Origin of the sequence: Paenibacillus ihumii (assembly GCF_001403875.1) — a bacterium.
GTDB classification, from domain to species: Bacteria; Bacillota; Bacilli; order Paenibacillales; family Paenibacillaceae; genus Fontibacillus; species Fontibacillus ihumii.
In genome coordinates, this window is record NZ_LN884297.1 from 448,620 (window position 1) to 471,828 (window position 23,209).

At 54.3% G+C, this 23,209-nt stretch carries 23 protein-coding genes; 6 read left to right on the forward strand and 17 right to left on the reverse strand.

The window, feature by feature from the left end:
- Window positions 1–5: 5 nt before the first annotated feature.
- Both BN2762_RS04755 and BN2762_RS04760 read right to left on the reverse strand, forming a co-directional pair.
- Window positions 6–989, reverse strand: coding sequence for a COX15/CtaA family protein (locus BN2762_RS04755; protein ID WP_055105869.1), 984 nt, complete (start codon window positions 987–989; stop codon window positions 6–8).
- A 220-nt stretch (window positions 990–1,209) separates the two neighbouring features.
- The gene (locus tag BN2762_RS04760) at window positions 1,210–1,572 is read right to left on the reverse strand and encodes a thioredoxin family protein (RefSeq protein WP_055105870.1); all 363 of its coding nucleotides are present in this window, start codon (window positions 1,570–1,572) and stop codon (window positions 1,210–1,212) included.
- Window positions 1,573–1,691: 119 nt separating this feature from the next.
- Here BN2762_RS04760 and BN2762_RS04765 point away from each other — a divergent pair, with 119 nt between their 5' ends.
- Both BN2762_RS04765 and BN2762_RS04770 read left to right on the forward strand, forming a co-directional pair.
- Entirely contained in the window at window positions 1,692–2,708 is a 1,017-nt protein-coding gene (locus BN2762_RS04765) for a DUF2515 family protein (protein ID WP_230202420.1), read from the forward strand.
- Window positions 2,709–2,769: 61 nt separating this feature from the next.
- Complete coding sequence (locus BN2762_RS04770) at window positions 2,770–3,129, forward strand: DUF2515 family protein (RefSeq protein WP_055105871.1); 360 nt, start codon at window positions 2,770–2,772, stop codon at window positions 3,127–3,129.
- Here BN2762_RS04770 and BN2762_RS04775 read toward each other — a convergent pair.
- The 12 genes from BN2762_RS04775 to BN2762_RS04830 form a co-directional block, all read right to left on the reverse strand.
- Complete coding sequence (locus tag BN2762_RS04775) at window positions 3,126–4,760, reverse strand: putative polysaccharide biosynthesis protein (protein ID WP_055105872.1); 1,635 nt, start codon at window positions 4,758–4,760, stop codon at window positions 3,126–3,128. The genes BN2762_RS04770 and BN2762_RS04775 overlap by 4 nt on opposite strands.
- 49 nt (window positions 4,761–4,809) lie before the next feature.
- Entirely contained in the window at window positions 4,810–5,295 is a 486-nt protein-coding gene (locus BN2762_RS04780; protein WP_055105873.1) for a DUF456 domain-containing protein, read from the reverse strand.
- Between the two features lie 7 nt (window positions 5,296–5,302).
- Complete coding sequence (locus BN2762_RS04785) at window positions 5,303–6,097, reverse strand: Cof-type HAD-IIB family hydrolase (protein WP_055105874.1); 795 nt, start codon at window positions 6,095–6,097, stop codon at window positions 5,303–5,305.
- Between the two features lie 32 nt (window positions 6,098–6,129).
- On the reverse strand, window positions 6,130–6,579 hold the full coding sequence (locus tag BN2762_RS04790) for a GNAT family N-acetyltransferase (protein ID WP_055105875.1): 450 nt from the start codon (window positions 6,577–6,579) through the stop codon (window positions 6,130–6,132).
- A gap of 217 nt (window positions 6,580–6,796) precedes the next feature.
- A complete protein-coding gene (locus tag BN2762_RS04795) occupies window positions 6,797–7,678 on the reverse strand; it encodes a metal ABC transporter permease (RefSeq protein ID WP_055105876.1) in 882 nt (293 codons plus the stop codon).
- Window positions 7,678–8,625 (reverse strand): metal ABC transporter permease, encoded by a 948-nt coding sequence (locus tag BN2762_RS04800; RefSeq protein WP_230202421.1) that lies wholly within the window; start codon window positions 8,623–8,625, stop codon window positions 7,678–7,680. The genes BN2762_RS04795 and BN2762_RS04800 overlap by 1 nt, the downstream gene beginning before the upstream one ends.
- An 18-nt stretch (window positions 8,626–8,643) precedes the next feature.
- On the reverse strand, window positions 8,644–9,402 hold the full coding sequence (locus BN2762_RS04805; protein WP_055105878.1) for a metal ABC transporter ATP-binding protein: 759 nt from the start codon (window positions 9,400–9,402) through the stop codon (window positions 8,644–8,646).
- 55 nt (window positions 9,403–9,457) lie between these two features.
- Entirely contained in the window at window positions 9,458–10,432 is a 975-nt protein-coding gene (locus tag BN2762_RS04810; RefSeq protein WP_055105879.1) for a metal ABC transporter solute-binding protein, Zn/Mn family, read from the reverse strand.
- Window positions 10,433–10,617: 185 nt separating this feature from the next.
- Window positions 10,618–12,636 (reverse strand): peptidoglycan D,D-transpeptidase FtsI family protein, encoded by a 2,019-nt coding sequence (locus BN2762_RS04815; RefSeq protein WP_055105880.1) that lies wholly within the window; start codon window positions 12,634–12,636, stop codon window positions 10,618–10,620.
- A gap of 232 nt (window positions 12,637–12,868) precedes the next feature.
- Window positions 12,869–14,917, reverse strand: a complete 2,049-nt coding sequence (locus tag BN2762_RS04820) for a peptidoglycan D,D-transpeptidase FtsI family protein (RefSeq protein WP_055105881.1) — start codon at window positions 14,915–14,917, stop codon at window positions 12,869–12,871.
- Window positions 14,918–15,024: 107 nt separating this feature from the next.
- The gene (locus BN2762_RS04825; RefSeq protein WP_055105882.1) at window positions 15,025–16,176 is read right to left on the reverse strand and encodes a transglutaminase domain-containing protein; all 1,152 of its coding nucleotides are present in this window, start codon (window positions 16,174–16,176) and stop codon (window positions 15,025–15,027) included.
- Between the two features lie 21 nt (window positions 16,177–16,197).
- Window positions 16,198–16,638 (reverse strand): hypothetical protein, encoded by a 441-nt coding sequence (locus tag BN2762_RS04830; protein ID WP_055105979.1) that lies wholly within the window; start codon window positions 16,636–16,638, stop codon window positions 16,198–16,200.
- Window positions 16,639–16,889: 251 nt separating this feature from the next.
- Here BN2762_RS04830 and BN2762_RS04835 point away from each other — a divergent pair, with 251 nt between their 5' ends.
- The 3 genes from BN2762_RS04835 to BN2762_RS04840 all read left to right on the forward strand — a co-directional run bounded on the left by BN2762_RS04835 (window position 16,890) and on the right by BN2762_RS04840 (window position 18,799).
- Entirely contained in the window at window positions 16,890–18,053 is a 1,164-nt protein-coding gene (locus tag BN2762_RS04835) for an MFS transporter (RefSeq protein WP_055105980.1), read from the forward strand.
- Between the two features lie 138 nt (window positions 18,054–18,191).
- Window positions 18,192–18,317 carry a sporulation protein YjcZ gene (locus BN2762_RS28295; protein ID WP_148499872.1) on the forward strand — a complete coding sequence of 42 codons (126 nt, stop codon included), beginning with the start codon at window positions 18,192–18,194 and terminating at the stop codon, window positions 18,315–18,317.
- A 134-nt stretch (window positions 18,318–18,451) separates the two neighbouring features.
- Entirely contained in the window at window positions 18,452–18,799 is a 348-nt protein-coding gene (locus tag BN2762_RS04840; protein ID WP_055105883.1) for a toprim domain-containing protein, read from the forward strand.
- A gap of 7 nt (window positions 18,800–18,806) precedes the next feature.
- On the opposite strand, the gene BN2762_RS04845 is transcribed toward BN2762_RS04840, so the two are convergent.
- From BN2762_RS04845 to trpS, 3 genes are all read right to left on the reverse strand, one after another.
- Complete coding sequence (locus BN2762_RS04845) at window positions 18,807–19,406, reverse strand: SCO family protein (RefSeq protein WP_055105884.1); 600 nt, start codon at window positions 19,404–19,406, stop codon at window positions 18,807–18,809.
- 34 nt (window positions 19,407–19,440) lie between these two features.
- Complete coding sequence (cyoE, locus tag BN2762_RS04850; RefSeq protein ID WP_055105885.1) at window positions 19,441–20,379, reverse strand: heme o synthase; 939 nt, start codon at window positions 20,377–20,379, stop codon at window positions 19,441–19,443.
- A gap of 217 nt (window positions 20,380–20,596) precedes the next feature.
- Window positions 20,597–21,580 (reverse strand): tryptophan--tRNA ligase, encoded by a 984-nt coding sequence (gene trpS, locus BN2762_RS04855; protein WP_055105886.1) that lies wholly within the window; start codon window positions 21,578–21,580, stop codon window positions 20,597–20,599.
- Between the two features lie 537 nt (window positions 21,581–22,117).
- Here trpS and BN2762_RS04860 point away from each other — a divergent pair.
- A complete protein-coding gene (locus BN2762_RS04860) occupies window positions 22,118–23,092 on the forward strand; it encodes an aldose 1-epimerase (protein ID WP_055105887.1) in 975 nt (324 codons plus the stop codon).
- Window positions 23,093–23,209 lie beyond the last annotated feature (117 nt).

The window sequence follows — 23,209 nt, forward strand, 5'->3', positions numbered from 1 at the left end:
GCTTGCTACGATTGAGCGGATTTAACGCCCTTCCGCGGCTCTTGCCCCTGGGCCTGCTCGCTGCGCAAGCGGCTCATTTGCCAGGTCCGGACGCATAAATACGACAGCACGCCGAACAAGGCGGCCAGAACAACGATATGCGCCAGCGACGTAAATAAGTAGACGTGATAATTGGTCATCGTAAACACGATGCTCGCTCCCGTAAACACCTGAATGACCGCAAGGATCGTGGCCGCCAGGCCCAGATTGCGGATCTCGCGGTTATCGCGATTCCTCCAGAAGGCGATATGCCCCAGGATCGCAATAAGAACCAGCAGCAGAGCAGCTGCTATCCGGTGCAGAAAGGCAATGCCGACGCCGCCCGACAGCTCCGACGGGATCAGCTGCCCGTTGCAAAGCGGCCACCCCAGGCATCCGCCTGCGGAGTCGGTATGGCTCACGTAAGCCCCTATATATACAACAATATAAGTATATGCGGTCGTCACCCATACCAGATTGCGGAATGACTTGGATACCCGGGCTGCGGGAGCCGAAGGCGCCATCCCCAGCCTGGCTTCATCCTCGCGGATGCCGAGCACCAGCATGATTGAGCTGGCAAAGGCGATCAGCGAGAAGCCGAAATGCAGCGCCATGACCGCCGAGGACGTCGGATAAACGACAGCCATCGCTCCCATGAAAGCCTGAACCATAACAAAAATCAGAGCCAAGAGGGAATAGGCCTGCAGGTCCTTGCGGTTCTTGCGATACCGCCAGAAGGCAATGAAAGCCGCAACGGCCAGCAAGCCGGCAGCTCCGCTGACCGCCCGGTGTGAATATTCGATCATGGAGGCTAACGTATGGGCCGGAACGAATTTGCCATGGCAGAGCGGCCATTCATTGCCGCAGCCAAGCCCCGATTCCGTCTTCGTGACAACGCTTCCGCCCAGAGTAGCCAGAAACATAACAAAACAAGATAGATAAGCGATCCATTTCAGTTGCTTCGTGTTCAAAGGTTTCTCACCTGCAATTTAGGATTAATAAGAACGGCTTTTCCTCTATAAAATAGGCAATTGCAATAAATCATTCTTCATTATAACCGATAAGGAACGGGACGACATAGTAAAACTGTGACAAAATGTTCAAAAATAAAACATCGCCCTTCCGTGATTGCGAAGAGCGATGTGATTTATGTTGTTGATACCGCTGCTGACAGGTCAAGCTGTGAAGCAGCTATTCTTTTCTCTCCGGCGTATCATGGAGCGTATGGTACACGGCCAGCGCCTTGTTCAGGAAATCCTCGATTTCCTCGCGCGACTTCCGCAGCTTGTTCACGAATCTGACCAGCTCTCTTCCATCGGTATACGCAACGAAGCTCGGAATGCCCAGAATGTTCTGCTCCTGACTGACCTCGCCCACTTTGTCGACATCGACTTCAATGAGGGTCAAGCGATCCGCATATTTCTCCTCGACCTCCGGCATGAATGGATCGATAAATTTACAATCGCCGCACCAGTCTGCTTTGAACACAGCGACCACTAAATTGCTCGATTGAATGCTGACATTGAATTCTCCGGCGGATGCCACTTGTTTCACTTGAGATCATTCCCTTCCGTATCGTTCTCTAGTTTAGTCAATCAAATTGGAGAGTGGAAGTCAAATCTTTAGGCCATACTTTGTAATAAAAGTTATGAAAAATAAAGCGAGGAACGCACATGAAGCAGAATCGTCTCAAGCGGGTGCTGCTGGACCTGCCGGCTGCCGTGCGGGATGCGATCCGCGGCAAAGCGGAGGACTTCGCCCACTCCTCCCGGCTTCGCGAGGAGCGCCTTCCGCTTCCCTGGAGCGAGGCTTCGGCCCGTACGGTCTCCGGCGAGATCGAGGAGCTCTTGAAGCGGGGAGCGGCTTACCGCACGCAGGAGGACGAGGAGTGGACCCGCGACGACCGGGAGCTGGCCGAGGATATCATGACGGCAACGAGCCGTGCCGGCATCAGCAACATTACGCGCACCGCCGCGTATCTCGAATGCTATGAAGCCTGTCCCGAGCTCCACTGGGCCTTCTTAGCCCATATGGTGTCCCGGAATGCGGGCTGGAATATGACCGATCTCCGCGGCAGCCGGGTGGCCGATGTGCTGAGCGAGGAAGGCAAGCGGTCGACGTACCGGTTTCTGGAGCGCAGCAATGCGCTTATTTTTCAAGACGCCTATCCGCAGCTGCTGCTGTACCGCAAAAGCCGCGAGCTCGGCGCCAGCCAGTTCCACTTGCTGCGTTATTTCAGCGTGTCGCGGTTCATGAGGCCCTTCTGGGAGCGCTTCTGGATCGACCGGGGCAGCGCCCTGCTGACCGTCGGCCTCATCATCAACGAGCAGAACTATATCGAGCAGCGGGTGGTCAAGCACCCGTTCTATCAGAGGCATGTCAGCGAGAAAACGAATTTCCACCTGTACAGCCTGTCGGGCTTGAACCAGCTGATCCTCCCGCTGCTCGACGGGACGAGCGTCACCCGCCTGGCCGGCCGAACCGTCAGCGACTTCGGCAGCCTCCCCGCCCGCATCGCGATGGGCAAAAGCCTCTACGCGATGCTCATGGGCCTCCGCGCCGTGCGCAGCGGCGCCGAGGCCTTCGATTTCAATCCAGTTCCACTCCATTCCAAGTTGCAATTTTGCTCTCTATATAAGGCCATTCTACCATACCTGGAGAGCCTCTGCAGTTGGCCTAGTTTCTTCTGAGCTCGGTAATGAATACTCCTGGAGCAACCTCGACATCACTGACCTGACGGAAACCGAACATTTGATAGATGTGCATACGAGACAGGTGCCGCACAGCGGCTCGCGCGCCGATTATTGGCCGGACATTTTCACGGCCAATAAAGAAGAAGCTCTGACCGCCCCCCTGCAGGGGTCAGAGCTTCTGGAGGGGGAGACGCTGCCGCCCGGCTCGCGTCTCTATAGCCCCAAGCTGCTGGATGCTTGGGGCGACACCCCTTACGAGCCAATATCCCGTGAGGATTGGCTCAAGGACACGAGCGCGCTGGATGGCATCGGCCCGCCTCAGGCGCCGCTGCTGTGCGATATCAGCCGCGAGCACCGGACGGGCGTGCTGAAGACCGCGCTCGCCCACGACGCCGCCGAGCCCTTCAAGGCAGACTAGCTGCCTTGTCCGGGCAATCCGCCGCGCTGCAGCCGCATCAGCGGGGACAGCAGCTTGCGGAGCGGCGCCGGATATGCTGCAAGCTCGTCCTTCCGGACGACGCGCAACACGACCAGCAGAACCGGGTACAGGCCGACGACCGCCAGACCGACGATGCAGCAGGTCACGAAGAACGCCAGGCGGTCCGGCAGCACGGAGACCAGAAGGATCCCCGCCTGATTCAGGCCGTAGCCAGCGGCGGACAGCAGCACGACCGTGACGAGGAAGCCGGTCCAGCGGCGGCCCATGATCGAGAAGGGAACGATCTTCTTCATCGTTCTGATGTTAAGCAGCGTGATCGTCAGGAAGCACAGGATCGTCGCCAGGATGATGCCGTAAACCCCGAGCAGCCGTGAGAGCATCAGGCTGAACGCCAGCTTCACGGTCACGCCGATGCCGACGTGAGCCATGGAGAGGTTCACCTTGTCGACGCCGATCAGGATCGAGTTGCTGATCATCATCGTGATCTGAAATATCGTTCCGAAGGTCAGCAGCGCGATGATGCTGCTCCCGTCGCGGGTACTGAACAGCAGCCCGTTCACGGAGTACGCCGCCGTAGTCAAGGCGATCACCATCGGCATCCCCGTCAATACCGATACGCGCATGGCCAGCGTGACCTGACGGTGGAGGTGCTCCTCGTCCTTCCGGGCAAACGCGGCCGAAATAATCGGCAGAAGCGACGTGCTGAGCGCAATGGCCAGAATCGGCGGAATGCCCGCGATCATCTGGGCGCGGTTCCCCAGGATGCCGAGAATATAGGTCGCCTGCTCCGAGCCGATATGCTGGCTCAGCAGCGGCTTCAGAATCGAGCCGTCGATGAAGTTGACCGCAGGCACCGTCAGCGAGGACAGCACGATCGGAATCGACAGCTTAAAGATTTCCAGATAGATTTTTGAGAAGGGCAGCCGGTTAGGATCGTCCTTAGCCTGAAGCAGGCCGTCCTTCCGGTCCTGCCGCTTCGTCTTCGCATTGAAATACAGCATGACGACCAGCGCGGCCACGCCGCCAAGCACGGCCCCGAACGTCGCAGCCGCAGCAATCTCCTCGCCTTTGGCATTCATATGATACAGCACGAAGGCCAGCGAAATCCCGGAGCCGACGCGCACAATTTGTTCAATAACCTGAGAGATGCCGCCCGCGATCATAATGTTGCGGCCTTGAAGATAACCGCGGATAATGGCGATCAGAGGGAAAATCAGCAGGGCCGGCGCCAGCGTCCGGATCGCGATGGCCGCCTCTGGCACCCGGGAAGCAGCGGCATAATATGGCGCGGCAATATATAGAAACAAAGACATAAGAATGCCCGTGACGGCTGCGAACCAGAGCGCAGCTTGATAAATCCGCTCTGACTCGGCAGGCCGGTCAAGGGCATGCCGTTCGGAGACCATCCGGCTCAGCGTGCTCGGCAAGCCCGCCGTAGCCAGCGGCAGGAGCATGAAATAAATTCCGTTGGCCAGGACATAAGAAGCGTTCCCGACATCTCCGAGAATATGCTCTAGCGGCACGCGCTGGAATAAGCCAAGCAGTCTGGCAATCAGCGCGGCTCCAGCCAATATCAACGTTCCTTTAACAAACGATTCCTTCTTGGACAAAGATTTTTCCTTCTTTCCACTCGATTAGGCAGACATACAGCCCTTCGGACTAAAAAGCAGCGATCCATATCACGAACAGGATAATCATCACAAGCTGCAGTACGATCTTCACAGCCATGCTGCTGAACAGGCCAACAACTGAGCCGATTCCGACCTTGAACGCCTTGCTCAGGCTTTCGCCCTTAATCATTTCTCCGATCATCGCGCCAATCAGCGGGCCCAGAATCAGTCCGAAGGCCGGTATAATAAACGGTCCGACGATGATCCCGATCGTACTCAGCCATACCGACAGCTTGCTGCCCCCATACTTCTTGACGCCCCAGGCGCCGACGGCATAATCCGCTACCAGCAGGGCAGCGACGATCAGTGTCTGGACGATCCAGAAGACCGGACCCAATGCTTCGAACGAGAAAAACCAGCCATAAACGAAAAATGCTGCATAAATGGCCAGCACTCCCGGAAGCACCGGGAACACCGCCCCGGCCATTCCTGTCACGAACAGCGCAATTATAATAATCCAGCCGAGTATATCCAAAGGCGGATCACTCCTCCGTCAAAATATAGTCGCGAATGATCAGAGCTATCCCGTCGTCGTCATTGGAGGCCGTGACCACGTCGGCATTCTCCTTCACCGCGAGCTGTGCATTTCCCATAGCAACGCCAAGTCCGGCCGCCTGGATGGCCGCCAGATCATTCAGGCTGTCGCCAACCGCCACGACCTCCGACATTTGAATGCCTAGCAGATCGCAGACGAGGGCCGTTCCGCTTGCCTTGTTAACCCCTTGCGGGTTAATTTCAAAATTATAAGGGGAAGAGTTGGTGATTTCCAATCCGTTCACATTTTGCAGCTCCATATTAATCTTATGGCGAAGCTCATCATCTTCGGTCGTATAACCGAATTTGAGCCACTGGTTGCGTTCCAGCAGGCTGGGGTCCCAGTTATCTTCTTTATATAAGCCTTCCACGGCATAAGCCCAGAAATAGACATCCATCTTCCTGGCGATTTCATACATCTGCCCGATCAGCCGGTAATCGAACAATTCGCGATGATACAGCTCATGGGGCGTTCGCCACACCTCGCTGCCGTTAACCGTAATCATCGGAGTCTCGAGCCCGAGCTGCTTCCCGTAGGGCACGGCTTCATTGTAGTTTCTCCCGGTTGACAGGCAGACATGAACGCCCGCGGCCATCGCTTTGCGAAGCCAATGCTCCGTCTCCGGGGAAATTTCATGATTGCTGTTCAGCAAAGTCCCATCCATATCCAGTGCTAGCAGTTTGTATTTCAATCCAGTTCCACTCCATTCCAAGTTGCAATTTTGCTCTCTATATAAGGCCATTCTACCATACCTGGAGAGCCTCTGCAGTTGGCCTAGTTTCTTCTGAGCTCGGTAATGAATACTCCTGGAGCAACCTCGACATCCCTGACCTGGCGGAAGCCGAACATTTGATACAATCCCTTGGCCGGAAAATTCAGAGCTCCCGTGCTTACCCGGATCGGCCGGCCCTGCGCAACCGTCTCCACGACATGCTCGACGAGAATGGTGGCGATCTTCTTGCGGAAATGATACGGGTGGACGACGAGACGGCAAATTTCAATTTCCTGCTCCGCCTCCTCGTAAGAGATGAAGGCCGCCAGCTCCCCTTCCAGCAAGTAGCCGACGAACTTCTCCCGGCTCTGCATAATCGTTTCTACGGTATCCTTCAATTGAGGAATTCCATCGAAGCCCATCAGCTCCGCTTCGACCTTGTAGGCGGGAAGTTGTATATCAATCATCTTTTTGGCTGTATCATAATCGGCAACGTTCAGCTTGATCAGCAAGCGTCAACAACTCCTTTGCTTCGCAGTATTTATTAATAACATTACATTACTCCTTCATCAACATTCAATACTTTTAAAATATGAAAGAAGCCGCATCCCGCAATTTGCGGAAGATGCAGCTTCTTGTTGAGGGGACAATCACGCGATCAAACGACGATCCGGACGCCCTATTCTGTAATAGGCGGCCCTGCCTGGGCCATTGTAAATATCCTGCACATTATGCCGTCATGGATTTCATGCGCCGCCGTTTGCTAAATCTTGCAACCAGGCCGTGAAGCGGAGAGAACAGAAACGCAAGCAGGAACAGAAGCCCCGCAGCAGTAATCATCGATCCTGCGATCGATGCATCCAGCCACTTCGCGAAATAATATCCGCCGGCCGAGCTCAATGCACCGACCAATACGCTGTACAGCAGCATGATGCTCAAGCGGTCTGTGAGCAGGTAAGCCGTGGCAGCCGGAACGATCAGCATGCCGACGACGAGTATGGCGCCGACGCTTTCAAAAGAGGCTACCGTAGACAGCGACACGAGCCCCATCAGCAGGTAATGGAACAGGGCGACGGGAATACCCAAGGCGGCGGCCAGCGCTGGATCGAAGGCGCATATTTTGAACTGCTTGTAGAACAAGCCGATCACAGCAAGAACGATAAGCAGGGTTATGCCGAGAAACCAAACGGCGGCAGGACCCATATCATAGCCGTTAATAATGAGAGTGTCCCACTGCACATAAGCGATCTCCCCGAACAGTACGCAGTCCAGATCAAGATCGATATTCGCAGCATTGCGGCTGATCAATATGACGCCGATAGCAAACAGCGCCGTAAAGACAATCCCGATCGACGCGTCCGACTGCAGGCCCCCCTGCTGAAGCAATTGAATGAGGAATACCGTGATCAGCCCGAGCACGGCTGCGCCAACCATCATAAGCAGCGAATCCCTTGAGCCGCTGACCATAAAGGCGATCGCAATGCCTGGCAGCACGGAGTGGCTGATCGCATCGCCGACGAGCGACATTTTGCGCAGGACGAGAAAGCAGCCCAGAATGCCGCTGGTGGCGGCGACGAGCGTCCCGGTAAGGATAATCCAGAAATCGAACATCATTCCGCCCCCCTTTCCGCCGTATGCTGGCTGATCATCGCAGCTGCCGTCTGAACCTCCAGGCCCCTGCGGACGGCCTTCCGCGTGCGATTATGCCGGATCCACTTCGCGAGCAGGCCTCTTCGCGGCGCAAACATAATCGATAAGACGAATAGCGCCGTGGCCGCCAGCACCGTAACAGGGCCCGTCGGCAGATTCGACAAGGTCGAGCTGATCAATGTGCCTGTAACTCCCGACAGAGCTCCGAACAATCCCGCCAGAACTACCATGACGCCGAGCGCATCCGTCCAGTAGCGGGCAGCTACCGCCGGGGTAATTAATAAGGCGGCGACGAGAACGACGCCGACAGCCTGAATGCCGACGACTACGGCGACGACCGTTAACAGAAGCAGCAATTGCTCATATAGTCCGACATTCAGCCCCATCCCGCGTGCAAATCCGGGATCAAAGCTGACCAGCTTGAATTCTTTAAAGAATAATAAACATATTAGAACGAGGGCAAGGGACACAGCGCCCATTAAGTAGACGTCGGCCAGCATCATCGAAGCCGCCTGCCCGAACATGTATTTATCGAGTCCGCTCTGATTGCCGTTGCCGCTATGCTGAATTTTTGTCATCAGGACAACCCCGATGCCGAAAAAGACCGTAAGTACAATGCCCAATGCGGCATCCTGTTTGATTCTCGAGTATCGGGTTACGAAATGGATTCCGAACGTCGCCAGCATTCCCGACAGTATCGCCCCGATCATGAACAGCCCTACCGACTTCACCCCGCTGAGCATGAAGGCGATGCAAATGCCGGGCAGAGCCGCATGGGCCAGCGCGTCCCCCAGCAGACTCTGCTTGCGCAGGAACGTGAAGGAACCGATTACCCCGCTGCCTAAGCCAAGCAGCAGAGATCCCATCAGAATCCATCTCATATTCGGATCGCTAAACCATCCAAGCATAGATTCGAGCATCCTTGATCACTCCATCTCTATCGGCACGGCGGCGAAATCCTGGATCATGGCAATCCGCCCTCCGTACGTTCTCTGCAAATTTTGCGGGGTGAAGGTATCCTCGGTAGTCCCCTCCGCAACCAGCTCTCCGTTAAGCAGGAGAACATGGTCGAAATACTCCTTGACCGTAGACAAATCATGGTGGACGACCAATACGGTCTTGCCCTGCTCCTTCAGCTCGTGAAGCAGCCCGATAATCGCCTTCTCCGTCGTCGCGTCCACCCCGGCGAAGGGCTCATCCATGAAATACAGCTGGGCGTTCTGGGCAAGGGCCCTCGCGAGAAACACCCGCTGCTGCTGGCCGCCGGACAGCTGGCTGATCTGACGGCCGGCGAAATCGGCCATGCCGACTTTGCCCAGGCAATCAAGCGCAATCCGCCGCTCCTCCGCGCCAGGCCGGCGGAACCAGCCCAAATGGCCGTATCGACCCATCATCACGACATCCAGCGCATTCGTCGGGAAATCCCAGTCCACCGACTCCCGCTGCGGTACATAGCCAACCAGCTTGCGCTGCTCCTGATACGGCTTTCCGAAAATCTTGACCTCGCCGTCCACCTTCGGGAGCAATCCAAGCACTGCTTTGAGCATCGTGGATTTACCCGCCCCATTCGGCCCGAGCACGCCGATAAGCTTCCCGGAAGGAATTTGAAAAGAAACGGAGCGGAGTACCGGTTTCTTCTGATAGGCCACCGTTAAATTTTGCACTTCCAACGGATATGAGTTCATCTGTTTTCGCTCCTTTTTCCATAGGCAATCGCTGGCATCACTGCCGTCCTACATCTTATTTCAACGCTTCAACAATGGTGTTAACATTATGGCGAACCATCGTGATATAAGTGTCCGCTCCCGAGCCGGGCTCGCCCATCGAATCAGAATACAGCTCTCCGCCTATGATCACGGAATGCCCCTTCTCCTTGGCTCCGGCAATGACCGCTTCCATCGCTTTCGGCGGAACGCTGGATTCCACGAACACCGCCTTGATCTTGTTTTCAACCAGATAATCGCGCAGCTTGCTGACATCCTTCGAGCCGTATTCAGCAGCCGTACTGATGCCCTGCAGGCCCATAACCTTGATGCCGTAGGCATCCCCGAAATATCCGAAGGCGTCATGCGCCGTAACCAATACCCGTCCCGCTTCCGGTATTTCGTTGATTTTCTCCTTAATCTCGGCATCCAGCTCATTCAACTTTCCGATATACGCCTCGGCATTTTGCTTGTACAGCTCCGCATGAGCCGGGTCATAAGCGACAAGCGCGTCCCGGACCGTTCCCGCAGCGGAAATCCACAGCTTCACATCGAACCAGATGTGCGGATCGAATTGTGTGCCGTTAATATCTTCCCCCGAGCGAAGCAGGGCCTGATCGATATCCTTCGAGACGGGAATCGTAGGCTTATGCCGCTCCAGCTTCTCCAGGATTTCTGTCATCTTCCCTTCCAAATGAAGGCCGCCGTAAAATACCATATCCGCATGATCCAGCTTCTGGATGTCTCCTTGAGAAGCCTTGAACAAGTGGGGATCGACCCCCGGGCGCATCAGAGCCTCCACCTGAACCTCCGTCCCCCCGATTTCCTGGGCAAGGTCGGCGATCATGCCCGTCGTGGTCACCACCTGAATGATCTCCTGATTCTCGCCGCGAGTGGCTTGCACCGTATTTCCCTCTACCTTGGAGCAGGCTGCCACGATGATTAACGCCAGTACACCTAGCGTCATTTTAAAGCGCTGCAGCGGACTCTTCTTGATTTTCTGCCGTTCCATTAAACTCCCTCCCAATTATCCCGATATTATCTCTTGTGTTGAGCCGGGAAACATATGTTTCCCCGAACTCTAATTGTTTGCTCCGTAAAATAAAGTTTCCCTAGTGCAAATTTTAAGCCATACCCATACAAAAAAGCAAGAGAAATATTTTCTCTTGCTTAAATCTATGGCTCAGAGGAAAGTATTTAATTCTGCGGCTTCTGCTTCTTAGGTACGCCATCCAGCCCGTATTCCTGATCGTACGCATCAAAGATTTTGCGCGCAATCGGCGCCGCGCTCGTCGAACCGAATCCCCCCTCCGGAACAACGACTGCTACCGCAAGCTTGGGATTCTCCCGCGGGGCAAAAGCGATAAACACTCCATTATCGATTTTATGGCCTTTGTAATCCTGCTGGGAGGTTCCCGTCTTCCGGGCAAAATCATAAGGGAAGCCGTTAAAAGCCGAAACCTCTGTCTTCATCCCGCCGATGACCTCGTTCCAGTGCTCTTTTTTAAAGTTCACTTCATTCAGCACCTTCGGCTTGATCTCCTTAATGAGGTTTCCATTGGAATCGGTAATCCTGCTGACGAGATGCGGCTCCATTCGTTTGCCGCGGCTCGCCAGGGTAGCGGCATACTGCGCTAATTGCAGGGGAGTATATTTCGCCTGCTGGCCGAACGAGGCATAGACCAGCCTGGCCAGCGGCGTCTCTCTCTCATCCCGGTAATCAAGCGTGCCATGGAACTCTCTCGGCAGATCAATGCCCGTTGATACACCCAGCCCAAACTCTTTCATGTACCGGTCCCATACCTCGATCCCTTCGCTTCGATGCATGCTGTAAAGCCTCTTCCCGACCATATCGACCATAAAGGCGTTCGAGGATTTGGTTATCGCCCTGGAGGGGCGCATCGAGCCGTAAGCATAACGCCCGGAGTTGCGGACGCTGGAGGAATTATTCTTCCCGAAATAAGCGATTCCCTTATCATTATAAGTTGTATTCGTCGAGAAGAAGCCTTCGTTCAAACCGATGAGAACCGACAAGGGCTTAACCGTCGAACCGAGATATACCGTGGATTCAAAAATGTGGCCCGAGCGTCCCGAGCTGATCGGGGTAATCGTCCCGTTCTGATAATTGGTCTCGATCCGCTTCCAATCCTCAGCAGATATCCCGCCGCTCTGCCATACGTTCACGTCATAATCGGGCATGCTGGCCATCGCCACAATATTTCCGGTCTCTACCTCCATGGCGACGGCATACCCGGTTTTCGCGTCCGGGTGCAGCCTGCCGGATACCCGGTTGCTGTGCAGCCATTTCAACTGGTCGCTGATGGCCTGCTGCGCGGCAAGCTGCACGTTCTTATTGAGGGTCGTATGCAGGTCGTAGCCCTTCTCCGGGGCCGTCCATTCCGGGATGCCTTTAGCCATGTTGCGGGAGTTGACTGATATTTTCTTGAACCCGTTTTTACCGCGCAGCTCATTTTGGTAATACAGCTCAAGCCCGTCATAGCCGACGTTCTCAGCTTCCGTATACTGGAGGGCCGGATCGGAGCCTTCCCTGGCTTTTAACTCTATGTAATAATCCCAGGTCGTCGAAGCGTTCGCATATTTCCTCATGTAGCCGATCGTCTGAACGGCCACTCGGTCCTGATCGTAATGCCGGACGCTCTCCTCAATGATTTCAATCCCGGGGAAGCGTTCCTTCCGCTCGAGGAAATAAGCAATCTCCTGCCGGGTCAGGCCCATCTTGATCCGCCGGGGCTCAAAGCCGCTAGCCTTCCGGTATTCCAGATCCATCGCATCGATAATGTCCTCAAGCGTCATCGGAGCGCTATTCGGGTCGCCATGAGCATCGAAGCCCGACTTCAGCCTCTCCGCCAAAGCCACAGCCTCGGGCCGATTCTCCCTGCCCCTCTCTGTACTGCTGCTGTAATCCTTCTGCAGCGTAATATACAAGGATTGCACCGAAATAGAGTACGCGAGCCTCTCTCCCCCGGCTGCATATATCGTCCCCCGGATCGGCGGAAGCGGAACATCCTTAACCTTCAGCTCCATTCCTTGCTCCGCCAGTGACGGCCCTTCGACGAACTGCAGAATAGCCAGCCGGATGATCATCACTGTAAAGATAGCGAATGCGCTGAAGAAAAACACATTAAGGCGAATATTGAAATGGCGCTGCAGCCTGCCGTCATGATCAGAGGAATTCTTGGAATAAATGCTTTTCATCGCTAAGCTCCCCATTTTCCATAAATATCTCAATGCATGAAATAATTGTAACATGGGGAATAAGCAATGAGCCAGAGTCTTTCGAACTTAGCCACCATCAAGAAAATCAATCCATATCGGTTCGGAGCGCGGAGACGGCCTAAAATACACAGCTGACGATAAAAAAGCGGCTCCCCTGATCTTTTGCGATCGGGAGCCGCTTCTCGTCCACCCTTTGGGCGATACAAATTTGCTAGTTTCCGTCCGATTCCGAGCCGGACTGCGTAGTTTTAGCCTTCTTCGGCACGCCATCGAGGCCGTATTCCTGATCGTACGCGTCAAAAATTTTGCGTGCGATCGGCGCAGCGCTCATGGAACCGAACCCGCCCTCTGGGACAACTACTGCTACAGCGAGCTTCGGATTCTCCCGCGGGGCAAAGGCGATGAACACCCCATTATCGATCATTTTACCGCGGTAGCTCTGCTCTGACGTTCCCGTCTTCCGGGCAAAATCATAAGGGAAGCCGTTGAATGCGGAGACATCCGTCTTCATGCCGCTGATAACCTCGTTCCAGTGCTCCTTCTTGAAATTCACTTCATTCAGCACCGTAGGCTCGAATTCCTTGACGATATTCCCGTCGGAATCGGTAATTTTGCTGACGAGATGGGGCTCCATCCGCTTGCCGCGGCTGGCCAGGGTTGCAGCGTATTGAGCCAGCTGCATGGCGGTATATTTCCCCTGCTGCCCAAAGGAGGCATAGACCAATCTGGCCAGCGGCGTCTCGTTCTCATCCTTGTATTCGAGCTTGCCCAAATATTCCGAGGGAAGGTCGATTCCAGTTGAGACGCCGAGTCCGAATTCCTTCATGTACTTATCCCATACTTCGATGCCTTCGGCCTGGTATTTGCCATACAGCTTCTCCCCGACCATATCAACCATGAAGGTATTCGACGATTTATAAATGGCCCGCGACGGCTTCATCGCCCCATAAGCATGGCTGCCTGAGTTCCGCACCCGGGAGGAGTCGTTTCGCCCGAAATACGTAACCCCTCTGTCATTGTAGGTTGTATTCGTCGTGAACAGCCCTTCGTTCAATCCGATCAGAACGGATAGCGGCTTGATCGTCGAGCCGAGCAGCACCGTCGATTCGAAGTTATGGCCCGAGCGGCCCGAGCCGAACGGCGTTATCGTTCCGTTCTTGTAGCTGTTCTCGATCTGCTTCCATGTATCGCTGCTCACGCCGCCGCTCTTCCACACGTTCGAATCGTAATCAGGCACGCTCGCCATGGCAATGATATTTCCGGTTTCTACTTCCATAGCTACGGCATAACCCGTTTTGGCGTTGGGATGCGTCCTGCCGGACACCGGATTGCTGTGGAGCCATTTGAGCTGGTCGGTAATGGCCTGCTGCGCGGTGAGCTGCACAGACTTATTGATTGTCGTATGCAAATCATAGCCCTTCTGCGGAGCCGTCAGCTCTGGTATGCCCGACGCCATGTTCCGCGGGTCGATCGGAACGCTCTTATAGCCGTTCTTCCCCCGCAGCTCATGCTGATACTGCATTTCCAGACCGTCGAAGCCCACAAATTCCTCCGCCGTATACTCTAGACCCGGATCCTTGTTCTCCGAGGCCATCGCTTCCCTGACCGATTCATACCAGGGAATGTCCAGCGTAGAGCTGAACTTGCGCAGATAACCGATGGTCTGCACGGCAACCCGGTCCTCATCGTAATGCCGGATGCTCTCCTCCACAATGTCGATCCCCGGGAACTGATCCTTCCGCTCCAGGAAATAGGCGACTTCCTGATCCGTCAAATCGATCTTGATGCGGCGCGGCGCGAAGCCATTGGCTCTTCGGTACTCCAGATCCATTGCATCGACGATGTCCTCGAGCGTCATCGGCGTAGCGTTCGCATCTCCGTATTTATCGAAGGCCGCCTTCAGCTTCTCTGCCAGGGCGATCGCCTCGGGCCGGTTCTCCTTCCCTTTGGTCGTGCTCTTGCTGTAATCCTTCTGCAGCGTAATATACAGGGACTGTACCGGCGTCGAATAAGCCAGCTTCTCTCCGCCAGCCGCATAAATCGTCCCCCGCATCGGCGGAAGCGGAACATCCTTCACTCTAAGGCCGGTCCCCTGCTGTGCCAGCGTCGGACCCTCGACAAATTGCAATATGGCCAGCCGTACGATGATCACCGTAAAGATGGCAAACGCACTGAAGAAGAACAAATTAAGGCGGATATTGAAATGGCGCTGCAGCTGTATTTCCTGCTCGCGCGGATCATCTGAATACATCTTTTTCATGGCCTGAATCTCACTTTCTCTTGTTCGCGCAATAATACGTTTATTGTATTGTAACATACCCTGCAGGAGTCATTTCAAGCGGGGACAAGCCCTTGGCGGAGTCTTGCTTAAATGACCTTGCCAGCGATATGGGTCTCATGAAAAGCAGGCGGATTAAACCAGTCCCCACTGCGCGCCCAGGTCGCATCGAGCGGAACCCAAGCATCCTTCTCGGACAGATATACCTCATTCCAGGCATGCGGGCCGTAACCGCCCCGGCCATCATAGCCAAGTCCAGTCACGACTTTGACCTTCAGCCCCTGCGAACGAGCCATCACAGCATATAAGCGGGAATAATCAATGCATACGCCGCGCTTGCTGTCGAAGGTCATCTGCGGCGTCTGCTCGCGCCAGTTGTCATTCTCCTCATAATCCCTGACTTTGTCGTAATCATAGGCCACCCTGGTTCCGATCCACTCATAGAGCCGGCGCGCCTTCTCCTCATCGCTACGCGCATCCGCGGTGATCTGGGCAGCAGCCTGCTCAATGTCCCGTGGAATTTCAGCATCGATAACCTCATACCTGCGCTGCAGGATGCCGTTTAATTCCTCCCCGACCTCCCGGGTAAACACCGGGAGCTTATCCTTGATCAGCTCGCCGGTTAACGGCTCGATAATCGTCCGGGCCCCTTGCTGGTATACAGGAGACGCTTCTACGTAGCGGCTGAAGCCGCTATTGGGGAACAAAGTAACCACAATGAACAGCATCGCAATGACCATCAGGCAGCGCGCCGCCCCGATGACCGCTCCGATTCCGGCTCCCATGAGACGGCTGATCCATGAAGCCGCCCCCTCCCGGCCGGAAGCAATCCTCCCGAACAAGGAGTCGCTGCCAAAGGCGAAGGCGCAGATCAGTCCCAGTACGGAGCGTATCAGCCAATAGCTGAGGATAAACACTACGGCAACGCGCATTAGCGGAAAATCCCTCACCGCCGTAACGAGCGTATAGTAAAGCTGTTCCCACCTCGACAGTTCCCGGACAGGTGCAGCCAAGCCGCCGAGCCACTCCTGCACCTTCGGAGCGATCCATATCGTGAACGGAACGGATGCCGCAATGCTGACCAGCGACAGCAGCCCTCCGCTGAACAGCGTGAACAACCGGCCCGCCGAACGGGATGCCCCCCGCAGCAGGCCCTGCAGGATTGAAATAGCCATAATGAGCATGAGCAAGGCGGAAATCATGTTGTATTCCCGCAAACCATCTATCCAGATTTCCGTCATGTCCGCCCCCTACCGTTTTACTTATTTAGCGCTTTTCTTCGCCTCCTGCACGAAGGCCTCCAGTGTATCGCTCATCTTCCATTCGCCGAGGGACACGCCGCGAAAGACAACCTTCACCTTGTCCTTGCCCGGCGTCCCCGTCACCTCCAGGTTCGGCGTTGTGATCGTGAATGTCCCGTCGCCATTCTGAGTCCACTTGGCCTCCTTGGCTTCATTCTTCATCGCGTTCAATACTTCATTCTTGCTGTATTCCACTGCCTGATCCTTGACTGCATTAACCGCATCCCCGATATCCTTTAAGGAAATGCCGCTGTAAATCACAATAAACGCAGCGATAACCAGCACCAATGCCCATTTAACTACAGTCTTCACCAAATTTACGATCAGAAGCAGCGCAACCAGGGCAATGACGATCACCAGCCAGTTCTGCTTCAGAAATTCGGTCCACACCTGCACATCCATCATCAACAACACCTCTAACGTCTTATATTCTCTTAATTAAACGCAGCAGACTTCAACTTAGTTTCATCTTAAAATTAAGGACTCCATAGTGTTAGTTATTATACATGATTGACCTGAGCGATGTCAGCTAACCCTTGTTTATTGCCCGGTATTCAAGGAAAAGCGCTGCCTGTTCGCGGAAAAGGGTATAAGTTCGTCCCCTTCGACGTACAAGTAGAGCATAAGGGAAATACTCAGGAGGGCAAGGTATGATGAAAATGGCATTTTGGCTCTACTTTTTTTTGTTCCTCGCTTTCTTCGATCTGCACGCGCAGTACCCCATTCTAACCCCCTTCGCGCTTTCGATCGGGGCAGCCCCCGTGTTTATCGGCTGGATGATGGGGATCTATGCCCTCACACATTTGCCTGGCAACCTGATCGCCGGCCAGGGCGTAGACAAGCACGGCAGCAAGGGGTACATGGTCTTCAGCCTGATCTCCGCCGGGATCATCCTGCTGCTGCAGGCGCATGTTACCGAGCCTTGGCAGCTTCTAGTTCTCCGCTCCATCAGCGGCTTCGTGCTGGCCTTTCTGTCACCAGCCTGTCTGGCGCTGCTCGCCTCGCTGTCCAGAGATCCCGTTGCCCAAGGCAAGCTGATGGCCGGGCATGGTGTCGTGCATACCCTCGCTTCCGTCGTTTCCCCGGCAGCCGGCGCATTTCTGGTCGCCCAAAGCGGCTACTCCATGACCTTTCAATCCCTGGGCTGGCTGCTGATCGTCACCGGGGTTATTGCGATATTCATGATCCATGAGCCTCGCCAGAACGGTATTCAGCTGCAGGGAATCGCCAGTACGAACGAGCGCGCACCGGGGGTATTCCGGGTAATTCCCCTGAGGTACTTCCTGCTGCCCTTTGCGGTATCCTGCTCGCAGGGGATATTGTTCTTCGAGCTCCCGCTGCAGCTGGGCGGTACGGAGGGCATTATGCATACAGGGATCAGCTTTTCGATTATAAGCCTGGGTGCATTGGTTACCTTGTCAATGCTGTTTCTAAGTCATTATTCACCTTACTTGCGAACCCATCTGGGGACATTGGGAATCGCCCTGTCCTTCTTCTCCCTCGCCGCCCTGGATGCCGTTCCGCTGGCCGTGTCGCTGTTTGCGCTCGGCATTGCCAAAGGCGTGGTATATCCCGCCATGTCCTCCCTATTCATCGACCTGAGCGGCGGAGAACGCCTCGGCACCGTCTTCTCCCTGCAATCGATCGCCATGTCGGTCGGTTCCTTCATAGGACCCATTGCCGCAGGGGCCATCCATGGCTCGTACTCTCCCTATTTTGCCGCTTTCCTGCTCCTGATGAGCGTGCTCATCGCCGTACCGCCCGTGCGCAAAAAAGGACTGAGCCTGCCTCCCCTGACAACGAACCAAATTCATTAATCTAGGAGCCGGGCCATGCCGCCGGCGTTTTACCTGCGCTTCTTTTTCCGCCTTTAGGCTGCTGCACAGGGCAATAGTAATGCAGGCACATAGTATAATGTGTAGTCACCTACCAATGCGGAAAGTGAGGTGAAAGAAATGGGCCACATCGATCCTTGTTGCAAACCTGGACCGGTCGCGCCAGGCGGATTCTGGACATCCACAGGAACAATCCTCGTATTGTACATTCTACTGGTGATCATTCTCCGCGCTCCTCTGTACTAATATCATCCATGCTTTGCCTATAGCGGTCTGCCGGCGGCAGGCCGTTTGCTTTTGGCGTTTTGCATGAACGGCGGCCGCGGTATACACTAGAGAAGACAGACTAATTCGATAACGGCCAGCCTGAGGTGATTGATTTGCCGATTTACATCATCGTTGAAGGAAAAAATGACCGCAGCAAGCTCCGTCCTCTGCTGAGCGAGGAAATTTCGATCCTGTGCACCTTCGGCACGCTGAATTCCGCGAAGCTGGAAGCGCTGCGCAAGCAAGTGAAAGATGACGAAGTATTCTTATTCTTGGACAATGATTCCTCCGGCAAGCGAATCCGCGGCGTGCTTCGCGACGCTTTCCCGGACGCCGTCCAGATCTATACCAGGCGAGGCTACGCCGGGGTAGAGGGGACACCGGAAGAATACCTTATCGCACAATTAGAAAAAGCCGGGCTGGAGGATTACATCAACTATCCCCCGCCCAGCTTCATTTAAAAGCTTCCTATTCCTTCACCAGCCCGGCTACAACATCCGTAATCTCCTCCGCACTTGCCTCGGGACGGAACATCTGCCGAATGTTTCCCTCGCGGTCGACGAGCCCGATCAGGTCCATATGAACAAAGTTCCCCTCCTTGTCCTGGTTCACCAGGATTTTGAAGGAATTCATCGCCAAATCGATGACCTGCTTCTGATCTCCCCGCAGGAAATACCAACCGGAATAATCCGCTTTGAATTTATCGCCGAACTCCTTAAGCCTCTCCCTCGTATCTCTCTCCGGATCGAAGGTAATCGACACAATCGTCGCATCCTTGCCGAATATCCCCTTCTCCTTCAGCCCGTCTTGAACCTGAGAGAGCCTTAGCGTAGTGACCGGACACACGTCCGGGCAATGGGAGAAGAAGAAATAGAACAGCCTGACCTTCCCGTTCGTATCCTTCAATGCTACGTTGCTGCCATCCACGTTCTCCAGCGAGAACGGCGCTACCGTCCCGATGACCGGAAGCTTCGGTCTCGAGAAGGAGCCCCAGAGCAAATATACCGCAAGCCCTACGCATATGGCCAGCATGATCCACGTCCATTTATACTTCTTCAACAGAGTCATTGCAGTCCTCCAACATCAGCTTCTATCCCGCCGATTACATACGTACTGTATCGAGAATCATGACAATCAAGCTGATCGTCAAATAATTCACGGAGAAAATAAACACTTTCTTGGCCCAGGCATCATCATTCTGTGAGCGGATGCCCTTGAGTGCCATGTACAGCCAAATAACGGACAATGCCTCGCCGAGAATCAGGAACCATATCCCGGTATAGCCATAAACGTACATTAATACAGGTATGGGGAGCAGCAGCACTAGATAAGGAATCATCTGCAGCTTTGTTCTCGGAATGCCTTTAACAACAGGCAGCAGCGGATAGCCCGCAGCCCGGTATTCCTCGACGCGGCGAATGCCTAGCGCCCAGAAATGCGGCGGCTGCCACAAGAACAAGAGAGCGAACAGCAGCCATGCTCCCAGATCCACCTTCCCCGTTACAGCGACATACCCGATGACAGGCGGCATCGCGCCTGAAATTGCTCCGACCGAGGTGCTCCAGGTTGACGTGCGCTTGAGCCATAATGTGTAGACGACGACGTACACGAACATCCCTACTGCGCCGAACACTCCTGCCAGCAGGCCGGAGAAGCTGAATAAAACCGCCAATCCGATCACGCCGAGAACGATCGCGTACCACAGCACGACGCGCGGCGAGAGCTTGCCTGTAGGCAGAGCCCGCTGCTTCGTCCGTTCCATCTTCATGTCAAAGTCGCGGTCGAAGTAATTGTTGAACACACAAGATGAAGCCATTACAAGAATGGCTCCCAGTATCGTCCAAATTAATTTCCCGTATTGCAAGTTCCATTGGGAAGCCAGCCAGAATCCGGCAAAAACCGCAATGACGTTAGAGCGGATAATGCCCGGCTTCGTCAAGGCTACGAAATCTTTCCAAGTTGCCGTTTCTCCCGGAGGAGTTGGTCTCACGGACAACGCAGGGGAATCCGATGGAGCAGAATAGCCTAGTGGTTTTTCCATGCGTTATATCTTCCTCCTATACTTATATATATGAACATCATCAATTAAATTCTAAGATGAATACCTTCTTGCTATAAACTTTATCATAACAAAACAATGAAGTCTCTGACAATCGTTACATAATGGTCAAGTTATTATGACAATTCCGTGACGTTAAGTAAAAAACCCGGATTTTTATCCGGGTTCTTCTACTGTTCAATCCCTTGTTTAGCTTTTTCTATTTCGTGATAAATCCCATCATCCGCTGAACGTCAGACAGCGTCTGCTCCGCCATTTCAGAAGCTCTCTCAGCGCCTTGCGCCAAAATATCGAAAATTTCGCCGGACTCCCGGATTTCGCGGTATCGCTGCTGAAGCGGCTCGATAGCTCCGACCACGACCTCGGCCAGATCCTTCTTGAAGGCGCCGTACAGCTTGCCCTCATAGAGCCGCTCCACCTCCGCAACTGGAATTTCCGCACACTGACTGTAAATGGTAATGAGATTGCTTACCTCCGGTTTGTTTACCGGATCGAATCTCACCTCGCTGCCCGAATCCGTCGTCGCACGGCTGATCTTCTTGCGGATATCGGCCGGGGGATCCAGGAGCGATATATAGCTTCCGGGATTCGGATTGCTCTTGCTCATTTTCTTGGAGGCGTCATCCAGTGACATGATGCGGGCCCCTACTTCCGGAATATATGGCTCAGGAATAGTGAAATATTCCCCGTATCTGCTGTTGAAGCGTCCGGCCAAATCGCGGGTCAGCTCCAGATGCTGCTTCTGATCGTCGCCTACCGGCACCAGGTCTGCATTGTACACCAGAATATCTGCTGCCATCAGCGAAGGATATACGAACAGCCCCGCGCCGACCGAGTCTTTGCCCGCCGATTTGTCCTTGAACTGGGTCATCCGCTCCAGCTCGCCCATGGCCGTCAGCGTCGTCAGGATCCATCCAAGCTGCGCATGCTGTAGAACGTGAGACTGCATGTATACATTCGCCTTGGACGGATCGATGCCAGCCGCCACGAACAATGCCGCCACCTGCTCGGACTGCTCCCGCAAGGCGGCAGGATCCTGAGGGACTGTAATCGCATGAAGATCGACCACCATAAAGTTGCACATATGCTCATGCTGGAGCTTCACGAAATTTCTTAGCGCACCGATATAATTGCCCAAGGTCAATTTGCCGCTGGGCTGGATGCCGGAAAGTACTTTTTTCATTAATAATCTTCCTCCTTATCTTTCTATAAAAGAACCGCCTCTATGCGGCCTTTTGTCCGGTAACAAATGCTGTTGCCTGCTCAAATGCTGCTGCCTGCTCATGATAAACGCGATAAACGCAAAAAAGCCCACGCCCGAAAGGGACGTGAGACCGTGGTGCCACCCTTATTCATCAAGCCCTGATAGCGGCATTCCTCCGCTGAAACAACATAGGTCTTGACCTTAAACAGCTCCGTAACGTGGGGCAGGCCGGCCGGCTTAATGGGACAAATCAAAGATCTGTCTGTTACGCTCGGCGCTCCAGGGTCCATTCGGCCAAAGCAACTCCGCCGGTTCACATCAACCACCGGCTTTCTGCAGAGGAAGTCCGCTTTGCTTACTTATCCCTGTCATCGCGTTCAATTTGTTAAATTTATTAGTCCAATCATACTCGGCAGGCGGCGGCAATGTCAACTTCCGTTTTTCGTCCTCAGAAAAAAGTGTTATGATAGGGCTAGCTGTTCGAATTCGATTATTTGTGGGAAAAGGAGCATCGATATGAAAAAAGTGACCAAAGGGCAATGGAACGGTTACGATACCTATACGTTACATAGCCGCGAGCTTGATGTCACGCTGCTGCCCCGCCTTGGCAACAATGTCATCAGCATTCGGGACCACATCCAGCAACGCGATGTACTTCGCTGCCCAGACGAAAGTGAACTCGATTTCTATTTGCAGAAGCCGTATCATTTCGGTATCCCTCTGCTGATTCCGCCCGGACGCATCCGCAGAGGGCAATTCACTTATGCTGGTCAGGATTATCAGTTTGACCGCAATACGGCCAATGACAATCATATTCACGGCCTTCACCGCACCCAAGCATGGCGCGTAAGCGACATTGAGGAAGACGATGAGGGCTGCACGATTACAACGGAATTCGTAACCTCGGATGATCCGGACTGGATACGCCAGTTCCCGGTTCCCCTCAAGCTTGAAATGACCCTCCGTCTTCAGGGAGCAAGGCTTGAGCAGACGTTCAGAATTAGCCATTTGGGCGATCGCCCCGCTCCTTTCGGCCTCGGCCTGCACACCTGGTTCCTGCTAGACGGACAGCCTGATAAGTGGACGATTACGCTGCCGGTTGCCGGGACATACGGCTTGGATGAAGAGCTGATCACGACGGGAGAAATCATGCCGCTGGACGGCCTGGAGCAGCTGAACCGAGGTATGAAGCTGCAGGGAACGAACTTCGATACGATGTTCCACATCGGTGACAATCCCGTACAAGCAACATTGATGCATGATCAAGGATATGGCCTCGTCTACTCCGCTGATCCCGCTTATTTCAAGCATTGGGTGCTGTATACGAAGGGAGAAGCCGATCAGTTTCTTTGCATTGAGCCTTACACCTGGCTTCCGAACGCCCCTAACTCGGGATTGCCGAACGAAGTAACGGGACTTATCGAGCTTCAGCCCGAGCAGACTCTTGAGCTCCAACTGCAGCTGGAAATGATCTATCCCGACGCTACCTGAGCCAACTCAGCGATGATCAACACCTATAGAAATCAAAGAAAGCAATTCTCTGTGGAGGATTGCTTTTTTTTGCTGCGTTGCAAATATTACCAATGATATAGAAAGAATTAAGACTGC

What these genes read in the sequence shown, in the direction of transcription:
- BN2762_RS04765 (WP_230202420.1), top strand. Translation starts at nt 1,692, where the DNA reads ATGAAGCAGAATCGTCTCAAGCGGGTGCTGCTGGACCTGCCGGCTGCC.
- BN2762_RS04785 (WP_055105874.1), bottom strand. Translation starts at nt 6,097, where the DNA reads ATGGCCTTATATAGAGAGCAAAATTGCAACTTGGAATGGAGTGGAACT.
- BN2762_RS04795 (WP_055105876.1), bottom strand. Translation starts at nt 7,678, where the DNA reads ATGTTCGATTTCTGGATTATCCTTACCGGGACGCTCGTCGCCGCCACC.
- BN2762_RS04800 (WP_230202421.1), bottom strand. Translation starts at nt 8,625, where the DNA reads ATGCTTGGATGGTTTAGCGATCCGAATATGAGATGGATTCTGATGGGA.
- BN2762_RS04805 (WP_055105878.1), bottom strand. Translation starts at nt 9,402, where the DNA reads ATGAACTCATATCCGTTGGAAGTGCAAAATTTAACGGTGGCCTATCAG.
- BN2762_RS04810 (WP_055105879.1), bottom strand. Translation starts at nt 10,432, where the DNA reads ATGGAACGGCAGAAAATCAAGAAGAGTCCGCTGCAGCGCTTTAAAATG.
- BN2762_RS04815 (WP_055105880.1), bottom strand. Translation starts at nt 12,636, where the DNA reads ATGAAAAGCATTTATTCCAAGAATTCCTCTGATCATGACGGCAGGCTG.
- BN2762_RS04820 (WP_055105881.1), bottom strand. Translation starts at nt 14,917, where the DNA reads ATGAAAAAGATGTATTCAGATGATCCGCGCGAGCAGGAAATACAGCTG.
- BN2762_RS04825 (WP_055105882.1), bottom strand. Translation starts at nt 16,176, where the DNA reads ATGACGGAAATCTGGATAGATGGTTTGCGGGAATACAACATGATTTCC.
- BN2762_RS04830 (WP_055105979.1), bottom strand. Translation starts at nt 16,638, where the DNA reads ATGGATGTGCAGGTGTGGACCGAATTTCTGAAGCAGAACTGGCTGGTG.
- BN2762_RS04835 (WP_055105980.1), top strand. Translation starts at nt 16,890, where the DNA reads ATGAAAATGGCATTTTGGCTCTACTTTTTTTTGTTCCTCGCTTTCTTC.
- BN2762_RS28295 (WP_148499872.1), top strand. Translation starts at nt 18,192, where the DNA reads ATGGGCCACATCGATCCTTGTTGCAAACCTGGACCGGTCGCGCCAGGC.
- BN2762_RS04845 (WP_055105884.1), bottom strand. Translation starts at nt 19,406, where the DNA reads ATGACTCTGTTGAAGAAGTATAAATGGACGTGGATCATGCTGGCCATA.
- cyoE (WP_055105885.1), bottom strand. Translation starts at nt 20,379, where the DNA reads ATGGAAAAACCACTAGGCTATTCTGCTCCATCGGATTCCCCTGCGTTG.
- trpS (WP_055105886.1), bottom strand. Translation starts at nt 21,580, where the DNA reads ATGAAAAAAGTACTTTCCGGCATCCAGCCCAGCGGCAAATTGACCTTG.
- BN2762_RS04860 (WP_055105887.1), top strand. Translation starts at nt 22,118, where the DNA reads ATGAAAAAAGTGACCAAAGGGCAATGGAACGGTTACGATACCTATACG.